This is a genomic window from Bacteroides fragilis NCTC 9343 (genome assembly GCF_000025985.1).
Lineage (GTDB): Bacteria > Bacteroidota > Bacteroidia > Bacteroidales > Bacteroidaceae > Bacteroides > Bacteroides fragilis.
Window position 1 is genome coordinate 4,958,318 of the sequence record NC_003228.3, and the last position, 18,777, is coordinate 4,977,094.

At 35.4% G+C, this 18,777-nt stretch carries 16 protein-coding genes; 1 reads left to right on the forward strand and 15 read right to left on the reverse strand.

Going from position 1 to position 18,777, the window contains the following annotated elements; translation table 11 throughout:
- Positions 1 to 30 precede the first annotated feature (30 nt).
- The 5 genes from BF9343_RS20435 to BF9343_RS20455 all read right to left on the reverse strand — a co-directional run bounded on the left by BF9343_RS20435 (position 31) and on the right by BF9343_RS20455 (position 5,677).
- Positions 31 to 1,278, reverse strand: a complete 1,248-nt coding sequence (locus tag BF9343_RS20435) for a TIGR04150 pseudo-rSAM protein (protein ID WP_008770121.1) — start codon at positions 1,276 to 1,278, stop codon at positions 31 to 33.
- On the reverse strand, positions 1,278 to 2,762 hold the full coding sequence (locus tag BF9343_RS20440; RefSeq protein WP_008770120.1) for a radical SAM peptide maturase: 1,485 nt from the start codon (positions 2,760 to 2,762) through the stop codon (positions 1,278 to 1,280). Before BF9343_RS20440 ends, BF9343_RS20435 begins: the two co-directional genes overlap by 1 nt.
- 6 nt (positions 2,763 to 2,768) lie before the next feature.
- Positions 2,769 to 4,049, reverse strand: a complete 1,281-nt coding sequence (locus tag BF9343_RS20445) for a 6-bladed beta-propeller (RefSeq protein ID WP_008770119.1) — start codon at positions 4,047 to 4,049, stop codon at positions 2,769 to 2,771.
- A gap of 110 nt (positions 4,050 to 4,159) precedes the next feature.
- Positions 4,160 to 4,396 (reverse strand): TIGR04149 family rSAM-modified RiPP, encoded by a 237-nt coding sequence (locus tag BF9343_RS20450; protein WP_008770117.1) that lies wholly within the window; start codon positions 4,394 to 4,396, stop codon positions 4,160 to 4,162.
- Positions 4,397 to 4,444: 48 nt separating this feature from the next.
- Complete coding sequence (locus BF9343_RS20455) at positions 4,445 to 5,677, reverse strand: TIGR04157 family glycosyltransferase (RefSeq protein WP_025814616.1); 1,233 nt, start codon at positions 5,675 to 5,677, stop codon at positions 4,445 to 4,447.
- Positions 5,678 to 5,906: 229 nt separating this feature from the next.
- On the opposite strand from BF9343_RS20455, the gene BF9343_RS20460 reads away from it, so the two are divergent.
- A complete protein-coding gene (locus BF9343_RS20460) occupies positions 5,907 to 7,256 on the forward strand; it encodes a glycosyltransferase family 8 protein (RefSeq protein ID WP_010993755.1) in 1,350 nt (449 codons plus the stop codon).
- A gap of 60 nt (positions 7,257 to 7,316) precedes the next feature.
- Here the strand turns inward: BF9343_RS20460 and BF9343_RS20465 are convergent, their stop codons facing one another.
- The 10 genes from BF9343_RS20465 to BF9343_RS20510 form a co-directional block, all read right to left on the reverse strand.
- A complete protein-coding gene (locus BF9343_RS20465; RefSeq protein WP_005791219.1) occupies positions 7,317 to 8,432 on the reverse strand; it encodes a 6-bladed beta-propeller in 1,116 nt (371 codons plus the stop codon).
- Between the two features lie 21 nt (positions 8,433 to 8,453).
- Entirely contained in the window at positions 8,454 to 9,383 is a 930-nt protein-coding gene (locus BF9343_RS20470; protein WP_224223195.1) for a hypothetical protein, read from the reverse strand.
- Positions 9,295 to 9,666 (reverse strand): hypothetical protein, encoded by a 372-nt coding sequence (locus BF9343_RS24085; RefSeq protein ID WP_010993757.1) that lies wholly within the window; start codon positions 9,664 to 9,666, stop codon positions 9,295 to 9,297. The genes BF9343_RS20470 and BF9343_RS24085 overlap by 89 nt, the downstream gene beginning before the upstream one ends.
- Positions 9,667 to 9,723: 57 nt before the next feature.
- Positions 9,724 to 10,974: a 6-bladed beta-propeller gene (locus tag BF9343_RS20480; protein WP_032528278.1), complete on the reverse strand. Its 1,251-nt coding sequence runs from the start codon at positions 10,972 to 10,974 to the stop codon at positions 9,724 to 9,726.
- A 79-nt stretch (positions 10,975 to 11,053) separates the two neighbouring features.
- Positions 11,054 to 12,334, reverse strand: coding sequence for a 6-bladed beta-propeller (locus tag BF9343_RS20485; protein WP_010993759.1), 1,281 nt, complete (start codon positions 12,332 to 12,334; stop codon positions 11,054 to 11,056).
- 66 nt (positions 12,335 to 12,400) lie between these two features.
- Positions 12,401 to 13,702 carry a 6-bladed beta-propeller gene (locus tag BF9343_RS20490; RefSeq protein ID WP_010993760.1) on the reverse strand — a complete coding sequence of 434 codons (1,302 nt, stop codon included), beginning with the start codon at positions 13,700 to 13,702 and terminating at the stop codon, positions 12,401 to 12,403.
- A 53-nt stretch (positions 13,703 to 13,755) separates the two neighbouring features.
- Positions 13,756 to 15,066: a 6-bladed beta-propeller gene (locus BF9343_RS20495; protein ID WP_041926283.1), complete on the reverse strand. Its 1,311-nt coding sequence runs from the start codon at positions 15,064 to 15,066 to the stop codon at positions 13,756 to 13,758.
- A 170-nt stretch (positions 15,067 to 15,236) separates the two neighbouring features.
- Positions 15,237 to 15,596 carry a LytTR family DNA-binding domain-containing protein gene (locus tag BF9343_RS20500; protein ID WP_005791209.1) on the reverse strand — a complete coding sequence of 120 codons (360 nt, stop codon included), beginning with the start codon at positions 15,594 to 15,596 and terminating at the stop codon, positions 15,237 to 15,239.
- 356 nt (positions 15,597 to 15,952) lie between these two features.
- Positions 15,953 to 17,140: a DUF4934 domain-containing protein gene (locus BF9343_RS20505; protein WP_010993762.1), complete on the reverse strand. Its 1,188-nt coding sequence runs from the start codon at positions 17,138 to 17,140 to the stop codon at positions 15,953 to 15,955.
- Between the two features lie 167 nt (positions 17,141 to 17,307).
- The gene (locus tag BF9343_RS20510) at positions 17,308 to 18,450 is read right to left on the reverse strand and encodes a DUF4221 family protein (protein WP_005803933.1); all 1,143 of its coding nucleotides are present in this window, start codon (positions 18,448 to 18,450) and stop codon (positions 17,308 to 17,310) included.
- Positions 18,451 to 18,777 lie beyond the last annotated feature (327 nt).

Below are 18,777 nucleotides of genomic sequence, written 5' to 3' on the forward strand. Positions count from 1 at the left end.
CGACATCCAACCGAGTATTATGAAGATAAGCTAGCATTTCCACGGTTTAACATGACACAAATTAGGTTTTCCAATTACTAATTCGTAATTAGAGGGTGAAGGACAAAGATATTTGTATAAACATTCTTTACAAGCAGGCAATGAATCACGAGTCCAATGCCACATCTTCCCTTGTTTCATCTCTTGAAATACCCAGTCCTTTACATAACCATCAATTGTTCCTATTGACTTTGAATTAAAATTTGGGTATACCTTTCCGTCACAATCAATGTATAATGTACCAAAAAAGTGCGTATTCACTAACTGGTGAGCAAAAATATCTTTTTTCGTTCGACACAAAGCCATCACATCCTCAAGGGTCTGGAAAACATATTTTTCAAAGAAATCCAAGTTATCAATTGTATAAAATGGATAAATATTAGCTTTCAATTTATAAACATCAATAATTCGGCTCACTTCTTGAAATTCTTCTTCAGAAGTCACTGCAAAACAGTATTCTACACGTTCATTAGGTAAAGCAACACAGGCACTTATTGCATATTCATTTACAGGATAATCAATCAAAAATTTTATAGACACAGATGGGTCATTCAATAGCTTAGCTCTAATCTGCTCATAATCAACAGATTGTTTATAATAAAGATAAAAACACTTTCCAAAAGAATGTTTTTTAAGTTCATTCAACAACTCATCTAAGAAAGGATATGACAGTACATTTCCACCTACAAAATTAATTAAAGTGACTGGAGTGTGTTTAAGCTGTTCTAACAAACGACATATCTCATTGTAGGAAAGCCGATTATCTTGTTTACGGCACCATACAATTTGTTTATCAACAGTTTGACAATAACGACAATTTATGGAACATTCACCGGTCAGACGCATCGTTACAACACGTAGATTATTTACAATTTTTTGTCCAAAAAGCTCCAAATTATTCATTGTTTCGACATCATTTTCCAAATTCTCATTCACACTAACTTCAGGCACAATAACTAATGGTTTCTGCCTAAACTCTTCCTGCGAATATAAGTCACCGATAAAATTTCGCCGAATTTCGGACACAAATTCCGTTACTTCAGGAACATTCAAATCATCCTCTGTTAGTTCCATACAATACAAATTCTCTTTTTTCATCAATTCCATAACAATCGTACGGACAGGATCTGTAAGTTTCCATGTCACTCCTTTCCCAGACAGAGAATCGTATAGCAATACGGCTTCATGGTTTGTCCATACGAAAACATACGATTCTAAAAAAAACCAAAATCTCTTCATCACGCAAAAATCATTGTATTAACACTATTATATAAATCTGGAGCGATCTCCAACATAGAAATCTTATCGCTTAAATATTCTTTATATTCGTTCTCATCCATAGCAACTTCACAGACAGGAAGACCGCCTTTAAAATCGAATTGAAATAGACAGTGAGGGCAAAAATCCGCTTGATAGCAATGCTCACATTGCTTACTTATCGCCTCATAATAGCGATTGTACTTTTCCGCAATTTTTACACAATCAATTTTTACGACCTCCTCTATCTTCCCCAATACATGTTGAAACCCAATTCTTTCGCAGGCCAACAAATCACCACTCGGAGTCACAAAAAGCTTTCTTCCAAAAGGCAAACACGTACCCGCAGGTATACGTGATTTTTTTTTCTTCTTATTCAAAAGTAACTCTACGTAATGTCTGTACGAGTTACCTATATGATAATAGAAAAAATAACCTGCCTCCTTTATTTGAACTGAATTTTTTTCGCGAGTCCTTAATAACTCAGTAGACTCTATAAAAGGACGATATATCCTCTGAAATAATTTCAATTTATCCAACTTTATTCCAGAATAGGTAATCGTTTCTATCCCAGGAACTTTATTAAACTCTCCATAAATAAACCGATGCACTTCCTCTATATCAGAGTAATGATTCAAAACAGAATTAAAATGCACCTTACGTTTAAAATAGTCAGGATAACATTTTGCCAATAATTTCACATTAGCGTAGACCCTGTCAAATGAGGGCTTTCCTCTTTTATCTATTCTCAACTGATTATGCACACGGTTTCCATCTAAACTTATCAATAAAGAAATCTCATTTTTCACCAAAAAATCCATATAGCGATCTAGCAATATGGCATTAGTTGTCATACTAAATAAAAAAGTCAAATGATTTTTTAATTGAAACGTTTTTGCATATTTTACAATTTGCTCAATTAATTCAAAATTAACCAAAGGCTCCCCACCATAAAAACCAAACATGATATTTCCACCTTGTGACAAATTTAGATCTGAATTCCAACAATCAACTAAATAATCAATCACTTTCTTAGCTTGCTCAAAACTCATAGAATTATTTCGTGTATTCATACCTGCATGATCATATAAGTCTCCGTAACAGCAATAGACACAATTTAAATTACATTGATGTGTAACTTGGAATACTACATTATTCACATTAGCCAACTGTTGCACTACAATTGCATCAGAAATTCGCCCTGCCAAATATTTCTTCAAATCAACACACTTAAAAAAACCATTTTCTTTTAAATAATTATATTTTCTATAATAAAACTTTATCTCCTCTATCGGCACTGAAGGAAATTTCTCCTGAAGAAAACCGTATATATTACTCCTATTTTTATCTGATGGCAATTTCATTAATTCTTCAACTATGGGATGGCAATTTACCATGGATGAATTTTGCATATCATACAAATATCCATTCCCCCTTTTACTTTCAAAATAGATAGTAGATTCCATATATACTTATTTTTTTAAATGAGCTATCACAAGAATTGGATTTTGTTCATCATCCAATGAATTTACAAAAGTTACTAAGCGTTCACTTACTGTTCCTCCCTCCTCTTTTTTCCTCTGAACATAATCTTTCAGTTCGTACGGCCAAACAGAATATACCATCGTATTACCAGACACCCCAAGTGAGGGATAGAATATCATTCCACCATCAATATCATCTATTAAACCATTTCCTGCAACAGCTACTGTCTTTCCTGACAGCTTGTCATAAAAAGCTAAGTGCGGCCCCTCTTTTATTTCTCTCCAACCTGGAAAAGCTTTTAAATTGACCCAAGATATCAGTACATAACGTTCACTTTCATATACACGACTTATCCATTTCTTATCATCAATCAAGCGAGCTAGTTCACAATTTTCAGCTTTCGATCTTATTACATTTTCATTCCCATTTGAGGAACGAACAATTTTAGACATTTCTCGCAGATACAATCGATTATAATCATTTAAAAAACAACGATTGTCTGGTTTTAATCCTTTTAAATCCAAGTCCCATCGTTTTTGTAGACCAACATCAGCTACAACATAAACAGCATCCGTGAAACAATTATAAAAAAGAGTTGTATCTTTATACTCCGAAAAAGTATATGACATTCCATTAGCATCTCCCGGAGGATCAAGGAATAAACTATCTGGAATAATTCGAATACCTTGTATTATCTCTAAATCAGAATTCATCCAAAAGATAGAATCCGGGTAATTTATCACCACATATTTTGTATTTGCTTTCAACAAAGCAACAACATTTTTCAATCCCCTAGCTACTTGCATTGCATTTCCTTCACGATAAGATATTCGAGTTTCTTTTCCAGTGAACTTCCCATTGGTATCAAACTGTATGATTTTATCTCCAATTGTATAGAAAAACATCCGATGGTTATCATAGAAAATACTATATCCCCAGCCATTGGTTTCCTCACCACGACCTTGACCTAATGCACCAATATGTGATATAAATCGCCCTTTTTCGTCAAATACATCTCCTGGAAAAACAATCCAATATGGCTTCACATAAGAAATAAGCTCCTTATTTCTTACATAACTTTTAGTTGTTTCTAAAGGAACGTAAGTAATACTATCTACAAAGGAAGAAAGACTCATCGACAGAGGGTTAGCTATGGCATCTCCAATACGAATAATAGAATCAATAACCTTAACCTCCTCCCGCTTTACACTATGTGAAGAACAGGACAAGAATAGAGAAACAAATAAAAACAAATATATTTTTTCCATCTACAATAATATTTAAATAAGCAAGAAGTGGAAAACGCAATCGCCCCCACTCCTTCCTATCATTCTTTCTAAGCATAAACTACTTATTTACAATAAGCACAGATTTTTCATCATTTTACTATTGTTCCATTAGATTTATATAGATGAGCTTCCGAGTTAATTGTATTATAGTAAGAGTATACCCCACTTCCTTCACACATACAAGAACATTTACCTGCGTAAGTATTGGCCACCTGATTTGCAGTAGTACCCGCACAATAATTACCTCCAACCAATCGATCCATTTCTTTCTCCTCCAGACATTTTTTGTCTAGATTACCAAGTTTCAATACTGAAATTTTTTTCATAATAATAATTTTTATAAGTTAATACTATAAATTCAGCAGAGTGGCCTTTCAAATCCACTCTAGCTCTTTCATTCCCTCTTGCATGACATTCAAAGTATAGTGTTTCAAATAGACATTTCTACTTTGCTGCCGCATAGCATTCTTTTCGTCAATTGATAAAGACAAAATTCGAACCATACTGGATTTCAATTTCTCAATAAATACTTCCGGGTAAGCATCCACATCCTCTATAGATATAGCATATCCATTTAGCCCTTCCTGAATCATATCTTCTAAACCTGTAGAAGCTGTGCCAATGAGAGGTATTCCATGCATCATCATTTCTATAGCAACATAACTGCATTGTTCTTGAAGAGAAGGAAGAACACCTATATCTGATATTTGATATAACTGATATAATTTCTCCTTTCTGATTCGACCAGTAAAAGTAACATGGCTCCAAATACCCTCACACTCAGACAAATAAGCAGAATAATCCCCATCACCTACCACTAACAAATGAACATTAGGCAAGCAATCTAAAAGCTTTCGAAATGCATTAATTAGATAGTACACACCTTTGATCTGATTTAGTCGTCCCACGTAAAGAATTATTTGATCTTCCACTTTAAATGACAAATTACCTTTTTGAATTTTACGCTGTTCTATATCTAAAATCCGTGCTTCGTCCACCAGACCATTATATAATAATCTTATTTTTTGTTCCACAATCCCATAAACATTTCGAAGCAAATTATAAGTATGCTCCGATAAACAGACCACTCTGTCTGCTTTCAGAAAAAAGTCCTTATTTGCAACAAATTCTTTATAGACAATTTTCTCTGTAGCATCCCTGTCAGTGGATACTTTACCCAGAAGACATTCCAAATAGCTTCCGTTTCTCCTTTTCATGGTGTACCATCCAACGTAATGTATTACAATTATAATACGACAACTAGAAATAATCTTCTTTAGGTTCAGAATGAGTTCTGAATGACTCAAATAATTTACCAGAAATATATTATCTTCTTCTTCATTCATACAAAATCTCAGCGACTCTGCTAAATCCAAACAGTAACTTTCATGTCGCATCTCTTCTTCCTCTGTTTCAGAAGGAAACCATAAATATCGAACTCCATCTGACCACCCTTCTTCTATTACATTAGTGCCAGATTCCAACTTTACAATTGTCAACGCACTACAAACATCCATTCTCCAAATATTAATAATTTGTTGAATATATGTGCCTATACCATAAAGGGATGCAGAACTACATTGATCAATTATATATAAGTGTTTCATAATATAGATTTTCAACTTCTTATTAACCGGCTACAATATTATTCTATTAGATTTGCAAGGTATGCCCACCTTACTTCATATCCAAATATTATCAGAAAAGATGTACCGAACGTAGCCTTTTTTTATACCGAACGTCATATACCTATAGAAATAATCCTTATAAACAGAAATATATCTAAAAAACAGATATATTTGCCTCTGACAAATAATCCTTTTTAACCACACAAGCATGAAAAACATAATACCAATCTTCTTTGCAATCAATGAAGAATACATTGACCATTGCTGTACCTCTATAGTATCTATTCTTGAGAATAATAGATATTTGAATATAAGCATATACATTCTGACAGATTATATTTCGTTAGAAAGCAAAGAGCTCCTTCAGGAAATAGAAAATGTATTTACCTGTGTAACTATCCAATGGGAAATGATAGATTCAGAATCATTCAAGCAACTCAAGAAAAAAGGAGGATACATCACCGAACACACTCTTTATCGTTATGCCATCGCAGATCTTTTTCCCAATCTGGATAAAGCCCTATATCTGGATGCAGATTTAGTAATCAATGGCAGCATAGAGCCATTGTGGGAACTGGATTTGGAAGGTTATTATTGTGCAGGAGTGGATGATATCTTTATAAGACGAATCAATTATAGAAAGATACTGGAACTAGCGGAAAAGGATGTATACATCAATGCAGGCGTACTGCTGTTGAATCTGAAAGACCTTAGAAAAGATAAAATACAGGAAAAGCTATTGCAACACACATCAATTTATATAAACCGGGATCGATATCAGGATCAAGATGCAATTAATTGTATATGTAAAGGCAAAATAAAGCTAATTCCCAATATCTATAATTTCACTACCAGTGAAACTTTGCATACCCCTGAAATGTTATCCGACATCATCATCATTCATTATACCGGAAGTATAAAGCCATGGCATCAAGAGTACACTTGGCAAGTATTAAAAGAGCTATATTGCAAATACAATAGCTCTATGGACAAAATCAAAGATCGACTTTTATCAAGGTGGATGGAGCGAACGATTGAGCTTTTTCAATTAAGCCAAAAAACGAACGATACAGAATTAGAAGAGGAGGCAGATAAATTACTGAACAAGATAATAGACCACTGCTCTCTGGCTGTTCCTATCACTTACGAGAATGGGTTATGTGGCATTGGAACGGGAATTGAATATTTACTGCAAAAGAAACTGGTCGAAGGCAATAGTGATGAAATACTACATCAAATAGACTCCGCTGTATATTCAGTCATTGAACAAAAGTCTTTGACTGACCTTGGATTAGGAAAAGGAGTTTCGGGCTTAGCTTACTATTTCTATTCACGTCTATGTACAAGAGAAAACTTCAACACTCCCACAGCCTTAAAAATAAAAGAATATCTCTTCCACCTGATAAATTGGATAGCAGAGTTGCTTCCGGATACAAATAATCGGCCTGTATTATGCGAAGTTTATCTGGTTCTTAGCCTGTTACACGAACTAAACATCCCTCAAGCACCAATAGAGACATTAATGCGCAATAGCCTGTCCCAAATAACAGGCTATTAGTTCCGCAGCTACTAATACTTATATAAAAATCAGAAATCTATCAGTGTCAGGCCATATTCATTATTTCAGCTTCACTACAATCAACGCAGGATTCAATTCTTCTTTTAAAGGTTGAGTTCTGACAGAAATCAAATAATTGCCATCTTGGGAAATATACTCCGGGAAAAAAGTATCACCCTCCAGATAAGGAGGAAGCTTACCTGTAGGTTCACCAAAATAATCCATCTCTTTTTTTGATAATTTTAGTTCGAAAAGATCCGCCTGATGATTTGCCTTATCATAGAATGCAGTTAAGTAATATTGCTTCTTCTGATCTATGTCTACTGTAATAGCCCCTAAGACTAATCCATTAGCAGTCATACTGAACAAAGGAACGTATGGCATGTGCAAAAACAATTCTTCGTCCGGATTTTCCAAAGAGTAGCGCAATCTATCGTTAGATCTCAGCTTTCCCCAGTCGATTATATATTCAGGAGAAAGAGAGTGCTTTACCGTATCCACAGAGAAAATAGTGTCATTAAGCAACTGCTTAAAGTACAACTTATCATGTAAAGATGAAAATTGGGCTTCATGAGGGAAGAAACAAACTTTTTTTGCCTGATAGTTTTGTTGATATGGAATAGCCCCCCTCTTTTCATCCCGTCGATAGAACACAAGACGTTCTTTTTCATCTCCTCCACTCTGAGCTTTAAAACCTATAAAGTTCTTGTCCGACATTGGATAAATGGCAGAAAACATGTCCGGAAGTGCCTGATAGGATTCAATAAACTTCCCATTTAAGGAGTAAACATTAACTTTATTATTTAAGTCTGTAATCAAAACACGATTGTTTATATAAAGCAAATTCATCAACATTGTATATTCCTCCGGACCACTTCCTTTCTGAGCTATATCACAAACAAATTTTCCGGAATGAGAAAAAAGAGAGCACTTCTTACCATATCCTATGATAAAATACTGATCGGTCATTATTAACTGGCTCACGTATGGAATCAGTAACGAATCATTCGTCTCTAATTGCACGACCTCTACACTTTCCGCAATATCATATACAGATTTCTCCACCGGATTCTCGATGGCATCGGCTAAGTCTATTACAGGATAAAGACTATTTTCTTTCTTACTACACGAGTAAAAGAGAAATGTACTTAAACAAAAAAATAAAAGTGATTTCATAATACCGGTAACTTTAAATGATTAATAATGATAATATATCAAAATGGGATTATCTCCAGGTTTGTTGCTTCTCAGTGTTTCATCACTATTTGCATTGATATACCCCGACTTTCGCAATTGCTCTATTTCGCCAGAATTAATACTCGATACATAAATCTTTTGAAGAGGAAACGAATACTGGAAACGGATTGGAATATCACCATTCAAATGGTTTATATATCCTCCGGAAATACCATTAGGAGGATAATTGACTCCCTGAAGAACCTTATTTTTTATATCATATCGCATAAAGCATAAAGTTGGACACGGATGTGGAGCTTTTGGATGATAACAACATAAATAGAGACTGGAGTCTGTTTCTATGGCCAAAGAGTTCCCACTGACTCCAATTCCTTGAACATGATCTATTTTATCGCGTGTATTACCATTAAACAAACGATACACCGGAAAAATAGAATCAACAGTTACCTTATACAAAGTGGTATAAGGCTGAACAATTGGGCTGCCACTTCCCCCATTATTCCAAACCAACATGCTTCCATCTGATTGATAAGTGAAACTATAATAGCTAACCTTACACAAAGCCAAAGTGTCAGACGGAACAAAATAGTTCAACTGATGTACCATTTCCCCCTTTTCTGAAAATACGGCTCCGCCAAAATAATTCTTATCAGTCAATGGCATACACCATGGTGAAAAAGCAGCCAGGAATTTTTCATTCAGTCGATGTACATATTGAGAATGATATGGCATATTATACAATTCAGCAATATTTCCTTGATAGTTACCATCATAATCATAGACTTCTGTAGTGCCCTCTGAACCGCCTTCCTGATTCAGATAAAGCAATTCCTTGAATTCATCAGCTCCAATCCATAATTTTAAAGACGAATAATCGTTGGATATAATCTTCTTTATAAGCTTTCCTATCGTATTTAAAAACTCCCGCATCACTACCGGCCAATACGAAAATATAATCTTTAGTTACCGCCATACTGAGTATACTGGCACGAACCGGCAATTTCACAAAATTATCCAACTGGACATACGAAATGCTATCTACCAATTCCTTCACTGAGATGGAGTCCTCTCTATCTAAAACACTGGTCATCTCAACAATCGGACAATCAGATGGCACCTGAGCTAACAAATCAATCTTCTCTGAATGAAAAGAAGAGCAACCGATCAGATGCACCAATATACCCAAATACAAGGCCAATCGAACTTTATTCATACCAATTTATATTTAAAACAACAATCCAACATTCTAGATTTCGATAAACAGACAAATCTATTTTTTCAAATGAGCTATTATAAGAACCGGATTATCATCTTCTCGCACGCGCTGCATCAAGTTCAGTATTTGTGGAGCCACAGTCCGTCCGGCAGACTGTTCCTCTTCTATAAATTCTTTCAACTTATAAGGCCAGATGGTAGCTAAAAGCTTTTCATTATACGCCCCCCAAGAAGGAAAGAAAGCCTTCATTCCACCCAGATCATCTACAACCTGTTTCACGGCAAACGTCTCACCCGTACGTTTATTGTAAATAGCTGTTAATGGAGGAGTCTCAGGCAGTTTGCGCAGCTCCCTGAATGGCATGCATTCATAGACAGATAAAAAAACAAAACGCTCTGTTTCAAAAACACCGGATACCATATATTTGTGATCCAGCAGTTTAATCATTTTTGCGTTTTCCAAATTACCCGATTCCCAACATTTAAAAGCTTCAGACAACAATCCATCTTCATATAGATACCGGGTAGGAAACCGTAATTCTTCATCTAACTCCACCACCCAGCGAGGCATCAGGGAAGTGGGGGTAACAGTAAAAACTGTATCCGTATAAAAATTATAAAATAAGGTCGTATCTTTATAGTAACTCGTGTACTTAAAACGAGGATCTCCGCCACTCATGGACGGTGCGCCCCCTTTCCTGCCCCACGGCATCATACTGCGTTTGGCTACAAACTCGTAATCCGTATTTATGAAATAAACCGTATCCGGAAAATTATAAAACATCAGGTTTTCTCCTGCCGGAGCAAAGCAAACCTGATTGACCAAATGTCCAACCGGTGCAGTGTCCATTGTTTTCTGGGTAAACCAGCTAAGCTCTTTCCCTGTACACTTCCCCCGGTCATCATATTCTATTATTTTAGAGGCATTCCCATAGAAATGATTATTCAAATACACTATATCAGCCACATGCACATAGATATCTTCACAAGCCCCTTGACCCTGGCTCCCAATACGGAACAAGAACTGCCCATTCCAATCAAAACAATAGTTTGAGTAAAATATGTATTGGGGAGAAAAGGTCAAACGCTGATAATTACCTAACATACAATTCGGATTCGTTTCCAAAGGAATATAACTGACACTATCCACCAGCTCCGAAAGCATCATTTCCTCCCGAACATTCTTTATCGCAGTTGACAAATGAATAATATTATCTCGAACAACAGGATTAGGATCCACTGTTTTTTTGTTACTACAAGCCGTGAAGCCCAATACCATAACACCCAGTATCAATATCATTCGCATAGCTTTGTCCATCATTAAATTAGAAGTAAAAATACATAATATTTTTCACACAAGACCAAATAACAAACTCTATATTTAGCTATTTCTTTAAATGAGCAATTACAAGAATCGGGTTTTGCTCATCATCCAGTGAATCAGCAAGTGCAATAAGACGATCACTCACGGCTTCTCCTTTTGCTTTCTTCTCTTGAATATATTCTTTCAGTTCAAACGGCCAGACAGAAGAAACCATTGCATTATTACAAATACCATATCGTGGAAAAAATGTCATTCCATTATCAATATCATCTATCAGACCATCTCCGGCTATGGCTACAGCCTCCCCTGTCCTCTTGTCATAAAGAGCTATATGTGATTCATTATATCCTCTCCAGGCCGAAGAAAAAGCCTTTAGATTCAACCACCATAAAAACAAATACCGTTCTCCCTCACTGACATGATATACCCACTTTTTATTATCAATTAATTGAGCTAATTCACTATTCTGTGCTTTCTCTTTCATTGTTTCTACATTTCCTTTTGACGAAGAGACTATTTTAACATACTCATCTAAATACAATTTCTTATAATCATTCAAAAAGCACCGATTATCCGCCTTTGAACCTTTAAACTCAAGAGTCCACCGCTTTTGGAGCCCTGTATCCGTTACTGTATAAATAGCATCTGTAAAACAGTTATAGAAAATTGTCGTATCTTTATAATCAGAAAAAGTATAAGGCATTCCTCCACCAACTCCCGAAGGGGTGAGAAATAGGCTATCCGAAATTATTCTATCGCCATGTCGAACGTTTAATTCGGCATCCATCCAAAAGATAGAATCAGGATAATTTACGATCAAATAGTCCTTTCCAGACTTTACCATAGCATATACATTTTTTAATCCAGAAGCTATTTTTCCCTCAATACCTTTATCACGATATGCAATCCTAATTTCCTTTCCTGTAAATTTTCCTTTTGCATCAAACTGGATAATCTTGTCTCCTTGTGTATAAAAGATGTTGCGATCACGATCATAGAAAATACTATATCCAAAACCACTTTCCTCACCTGGCCCTTGCCCCAGTGCACCAATATTTGCTACAAATCGTCCTTCTTTATCAAATAAGCTTCCCGGATAAACGCCCCAATAGGGTTTTACATAAGAAATAAGCATCTTATCTTTTACATAACTTTTTGTTGTTTCTAAAGGAACATAAGTAATACTATCAACAAAAGCTGAAAGTTTCATTGGAACAGGATGCTCCATTGCATCGCCAATGCGAATGGTACGATCCACAACCTTAACTTGCTCTTGCTTGGCACCCCCTGAAATACAGGAGGTAAACAGGAAAATGAATAAAAATAAAAAGATCTGCTTCATTTACACTACCTATTTAATGAATAAGAAGGTGAATACGAGTATTCCAACTTCTCAATAATAATTCTTCTATTTTAAAGTTGCAATCATCAAAATCGGATTGCTATCCTCAGTCGCACTTTCCAAAACTCGGATTAGCTCCTTTTTCTTGGACTCATCTATTACGGTAGATGATTTTATTTGGTCGATATCAATCCAGTTCTCATCACCGCCGGGTTCTAATATATCTACCCAGTATTTACCGGAAGAACGGCTGTCAACAGTAAAATCACCTCCACCTAAATCATTATCTAACACAAAATCACGTTTCATTTGACGCAAAGGAAAGCTAAACCAGGGGACATCACGCTCGGTTATTGCACTTTGTCGCTTCTGCAGTCTAACACTTCCATCTTTTTTATTATAGCAATAGGTATATACCTCCTCGCCTTTACTACCCACCAAATAAATGAAAGCTTTAGTCGGATAGTAGGACTTGATCGAAAAATAATCGAAAGCCTTTCTATCTTTAAACCATAAGTGAGTAACCTCATAGTCTCCTTTCTCTTCTCTTGTACAAATTACATATTGAGACAAGAGGTCATTCGTCGCATCGTCATAGCAATAAATTGTATCAGTATCTGGATATTTAAGGGTCAGTTGATTATTGTAAGTGTCTATACTGGTTTGATATTCCATCCAAAGATTAATCATTCTACCTTTATCGACACAGTTAGCTATAATTTGCTCTTCTCTACCCATATGTGCTGGATTCTTAAATAATTTTTTTTCTTGAAAAGCCGTGTCCAAAAAAGCAAAAGACCACAATGAATCTTTATCTATTAATTTATATAAAGCTATATTCTGAGCAGCAAAGAAATTTCCATTATATAAGATATATTGACTATATACAGATGAGAATAGATTATTGATTGTCTGCTGATCAACTATTTTCTTTTTAAACTCTCCCTTGAAATTATATACCAAAATACCATTGTTATTAGAAATAATATAGACCTCCTTTTTATATTCATCAACGAGAAAGGTTGAAAAATTGACATATTCTCCTGGAGCTTGCCCTATACTGCCAATTCTATTCAAAAATTTCCCCGTTCGGGAAAAACGATAAATATAAAATTTATTAAAATCATGAATCCATATATCATGTTCTGTCACTTGTATTCGTCTTATTTCACCTAACATAGATTGATCTGTCATTTCCAAAGGAACAATTTCTAGTTTTTCAGCAGATTCACTCAGCAAAAGTGAAGGTACAGTCGATACATCCTCAGAAAGATTAATGACAGGTATTCCTGACTTGGATATAGGCTCTTGCTTCATATTGGAACTGCATCCCAATAGCGTAATTATTAGTAATAATATAGACTTCATCACAATTTATTTATTAGAAACAACATATTTTTCCATCATAGGAACCTACTCTATTATTTTAAAGTTGCAATCATCAAAATCGGATTGCTATCCTCAGTCGCACTTTCCAAAACTCGGATTAGCTCCTTTTTCTTGGATTCATCTATTACAGTAGATGATTTTATTTGGTCTATATCAATCCAGTTTTCATCACCGCCAGGTTCTAATATATCTATCCAGTATTTACCGGAAGAACGGCTGTCAACAGTAAAATCACCTCCACCTAAATCATTATCTAACACAAAATCACGTTTCATTTGGCGCAAAGGAAAGCTGAACCAGGGCACATCACGCTCGGTTATTGTGCTTTGTCGTTTCTGCAATCTAACACTTCCATCTTTTTTATTATAGCAATAGGTATATACCTCCTCGCCTTTACTACCTACCAAATAAATGAAATCTTTAGTCGGATAATAAGAAAAAATGGAAAAATAATCGAAAGCCTTTCTGTCTTTAAACCATAAATGAGTAGCTTCATAATCCCCTTTTTCTTCATCTGTAAAGATTGCATATTGAGGCGAAAGTTGGTTTGTCGCATCATCATAACAATAAATAGTATCGGTATCCGGATATTTAAGGGTCAATTGGGCATTATAAGTATCCATACTGGTTAGATATTCCCTCCAATAATTAACCATTCGGTCCATATTGGCACGGTTGGCTATAATCTGTTCTTCTCTACCTACATGCGCCGGATTTTTAAAATATTTCTTTTTTTGAAAGTCGTCGCCCAAAGAAACGAATGACCACAATGAATCTTTATCTATCGGCCTATACAATCCGAAATTTTGAGTAGCAAAGAATTTTTGATTATTCAAGATATATTGATCATACGGAGATGAAAACAACTGCAAAATCATTTGAATGTCAATAATTTTTCTTTTAAAGTTTCCTTCAAAATCGTATGCTAAAACACCGTTAGTATTGGCTATAATATACACCTCTTTTTTATCTTCATCGACAAGAAAAGTTGAATAAGTGGTATATTCACCCGGACCCTGGCCGATGCTACCTATTTTATTAAGAAATTTTCCCGTACGGGAAAAACGATAAATATAGAATTCGCGTCCATGATCTATCCATATATTATGATCAGTTACTTGCATTTCCGTAATATCACTCAATACAGATTCATCTGTCATTTCCAAAGGAACAATTTCCAATTTCTCCGCCGCCTCACTCAAAAGAAGTGAAGGTACAGTCGATACATCCTCAGAAAGATTAATGACAGGTACTCCTGACTTGGATATAGGCTCTTGCTTCTTATTGGAACTGCACCCCAATAATACAAATACGCCGATTAGCAATAAGGACATGTGTTTCATAGCCACAATTGAATTAAGATTTATTGTTTGTGCATAAGGTCCCCACTATCCAATATTAGAGACGAGAATCTCCCTGCAAATGTTTTCACGGCTACAATATACTACATTTTCGTAGTATATAATCTTTTTTTGCAGTTTTTTTTCTCCCATACATCTTTTATAACCTAAACCTAAATAGTATCATTTTGTACCATAAAATATTTCTTAACTGTAGCCAGCTTACGAGTGCTAATCCTATAAATTTTATTATTATCCATCTTTATATGATATGCCCCGTCCTGAAGTACACAATCTACAATACGCTCTTTATTTACTATAATTCCTCTATTTATCAGCAGAAAATCGGCAGGCAATTTTTCCAGAATCACACGTAGGCTTATTAAAAACAGAATACTGTTCCTACCTCCTATTTGTAATATACAGTAAGGCTTGCTATATTCCACAGCAATTAAATCCTGATACAAACATTCTCCATAAGATTTCTTATATGAAAACGTTATCTTATCTTCTCTAAACTCTATTTTATCCATGGCTAACAGATTTGAATTACATCACTCAAAAAGGGACCTCCCTCCTTGGTTCAAAGTTAAATCATGTTGAACCAATTCGCAAATTATCTACCCGGACAAATTCATGAAAAATAATGCGATATAAACCACTGTATATAAGTACAATAGACATGAAGCGCACGATTTTAACCCTAAATACCCGGACAGTTACAAGCTTGTAATACAAGTCAATTTTACCATTATACCTACTTTAGCCCTCTATATCCACCAATATAATGCCAACGGTTCTTCCAAAAACCTTCTTATGGTCCACTCCTATAAAAGACAATATTTAGTCTATACCTTCTTTTGAATTTTATAAAAAAACATTCGTTCTTTTACTCCAATATTACCACTATAGGATTGTCTTCTTCTTTACTACCCGTTTTCTTTTTCACTTCATCACACAACTCATCAGGTTGCAGCAGAGCTATAAAACAGCCATCAGAACTTACTCCCCTAACTCTGAGAGATTGTCTATTAACTGTATCCAACAGTCTATCTCCGCACATCAACACAACTCTATGATCAGCTTTATAATATAGTCCACAAAAAGCCTGCCTATTTTTAGTATAGAACCCTGTATGAAAATGAAAATAAATACATCTCTCATTTTCCAAAGCATAATCAATCATGATTTTCTTTTCACATCCACCTTCTTCCAACCGATCTTGATATTGCCAAGCCCAATCCCCTAGCTCGAAAATTAAATAAGGTTTAATTTTACTATCCGACAGCGTATAGATCGTATCGTTGAATGTTTGTTTTAATCTAATATCATTCTCAAACCGCCATAAGGAAGGACTATTAATGGCTGTGTAAAACTTTCCACCATTGGCAAATGAAGCCATTGTCAAATCACCGCCATAAGATGCATAATCCCCTAAAAGTTCCGATATAGATTGTAAATCATCCATAGGAAGTAAATCTATCGGTAAACCTACTATATCTGTAATGTGATTAGAGTTTTCGTCTATACAAAACAAGGGTGACTTGGAAATATCAAGTTTATTATGTCCCCATAGTTTACCATAAGTAACATATAGATAGCTTTGCTGCAAATTATAGCGTACATTATCATCTATACAAATTCTATCTTTATAATTACCAGCTAAATCATACAATATTAAATCATTACCCCAACCTAAAACATATATTATGTTTTGGTCATAATCAACCCAATAGTTCACTTTTCCCCAAGCATCTTTAGCATATCCCTGCGGGTCTGTTCCGACATGACCTATATCCCGAATAAATTTACCGGTAGATCGATCAAAAAGTTTCAGGCATTGATTTACGGAAGATACAAGTATGGCATGCTCTAACACCCGCATATCCGGCATTTCTCCCACAAGGCTACTATCATTTGTTTCCAATGCTACATATCTCACATTAGAAGATATTGTCTGTGCCGTTATCTTTCCTAAAGCATTCATTGCTGCACCCACATTTATCTTATTATCCGGCTCAACATTTTGCATACATGAATACAAAACACATATAAAAATTACATACAAAACTTTCATACAGAATTCATTTTAAGATGTCATTATTATATCACAACCTTTGATCTGTATTATACAGATCAAATTCAGCAGACCACATAAAGTACAATGACGAAATAAACAGTTTCATACCCTATGAAATTAAATTAATTAACGGGAGCGCCTCCAAGCAGTCCTTTCCACAACTACTATTCTCTATATTGCAGTCCATAAAAGCACATATTGTTTTCACCGATTTTATCACCTCCCGTATACGGCAACAAGATCAAAGAATCTGTAAAAGCCAAATCGGGATAGATAGATGCACCGGCAGGAATCACATACTCTGCACTATTCAAAAAATCAGGTGATATACACATGACGGAAAAGGGCTTTCCTCCCACTCCATGACCATCTAAAGGCCCCTGTTGAATACGCCAGAACACATTATGATAGGCATCGTAACACAATGGGAAATAATAACCGGTTTTGAGGCATCCGAAACCGGGCTCCGACCCATTTATATCCGGTAAATGGAAAAAAGGATCTGTAAAGGTAGAAGGAAAATCATATTCTTTACTCTTTTTTGCAGACAGATCGTAAACATAAACTTTGGAAGACGCAGGGAAATTATAAATCAACCGGTCACCGTAGGGAAGCACGTTGACACAACCCAGTAATTGCATATCTCCCTCTTTCCTTATCACATCAGGACAATGTATCTCCACTTCATCCCGTATATTCCAATCGTCACACGAAACAATCAGCACTTTCTTCGGATATTCTCCCGTAGTATCTTTCTCATAAAAGTAGAGGGGTAAAGCCACTCTTCCATTCGCAGCATCAAATCCGAAGAAGCTATACACGCTAAAGTAAACAGTAAGATCGGGAACGGCTATTCCATACCCTTCTTCCTTAATCTGCGGAAAATCATTGAGAAGTTTCTTAGACACCACTTTTCCATCCTGACCAACCCGATACAAACCACCGGTATTCAGTATGATAAACGAATCTTTATAATAGCCGATCCCTTTGGGAGCAAGTATCTGATCCGGACCATCCTTAGCCAGAGCTATTTGCTTTAATGGCCGGCGATCAGCCAGATTCAGGATGTCAATGGAATGAAGTTTTCCATTATAAACAATCAGACACTCTTTACCATCGATCCGGGCTGAAGTAGAATAGCAAAAAGTACCGGCATAGCTTTGTAAATAATCATCATTAACATCAAATGCAAAAGCTTCTATTCTCTGAAGTTCTGTTTTCACCTGCGTTTTTTTCTCTCCACAAGCAATAAGACCCAGAATCAGCATCAAGGTCCATACATTAACAAAAAAGGTGTTCTGTTTCATATTAGTCGTTTTGCAACAAAGCTTTGGGTTCATGAGCAACGTATCAATCCCCTAAGGCATCAAGTAAAAACATATATTCCGCTTCATTCTTCTGCCTGTTTATCAATAAATAAGGCTTAAAATTATTTCTCCAAAAATAAGGATTGCATTTAATAAAAGCAAACTTTTCAGCGAGAAACAATACATATATTTATTTGCGAATCAATAAAATACGAATATATCGTAATTTAGTGTTGATAATCAGGCGGGTATTAAACAAATCATAGAGACGACCACACACTCAATAGACAAAGCTCGACCAAAGAAATAGAGAAACGTAAGGAAACA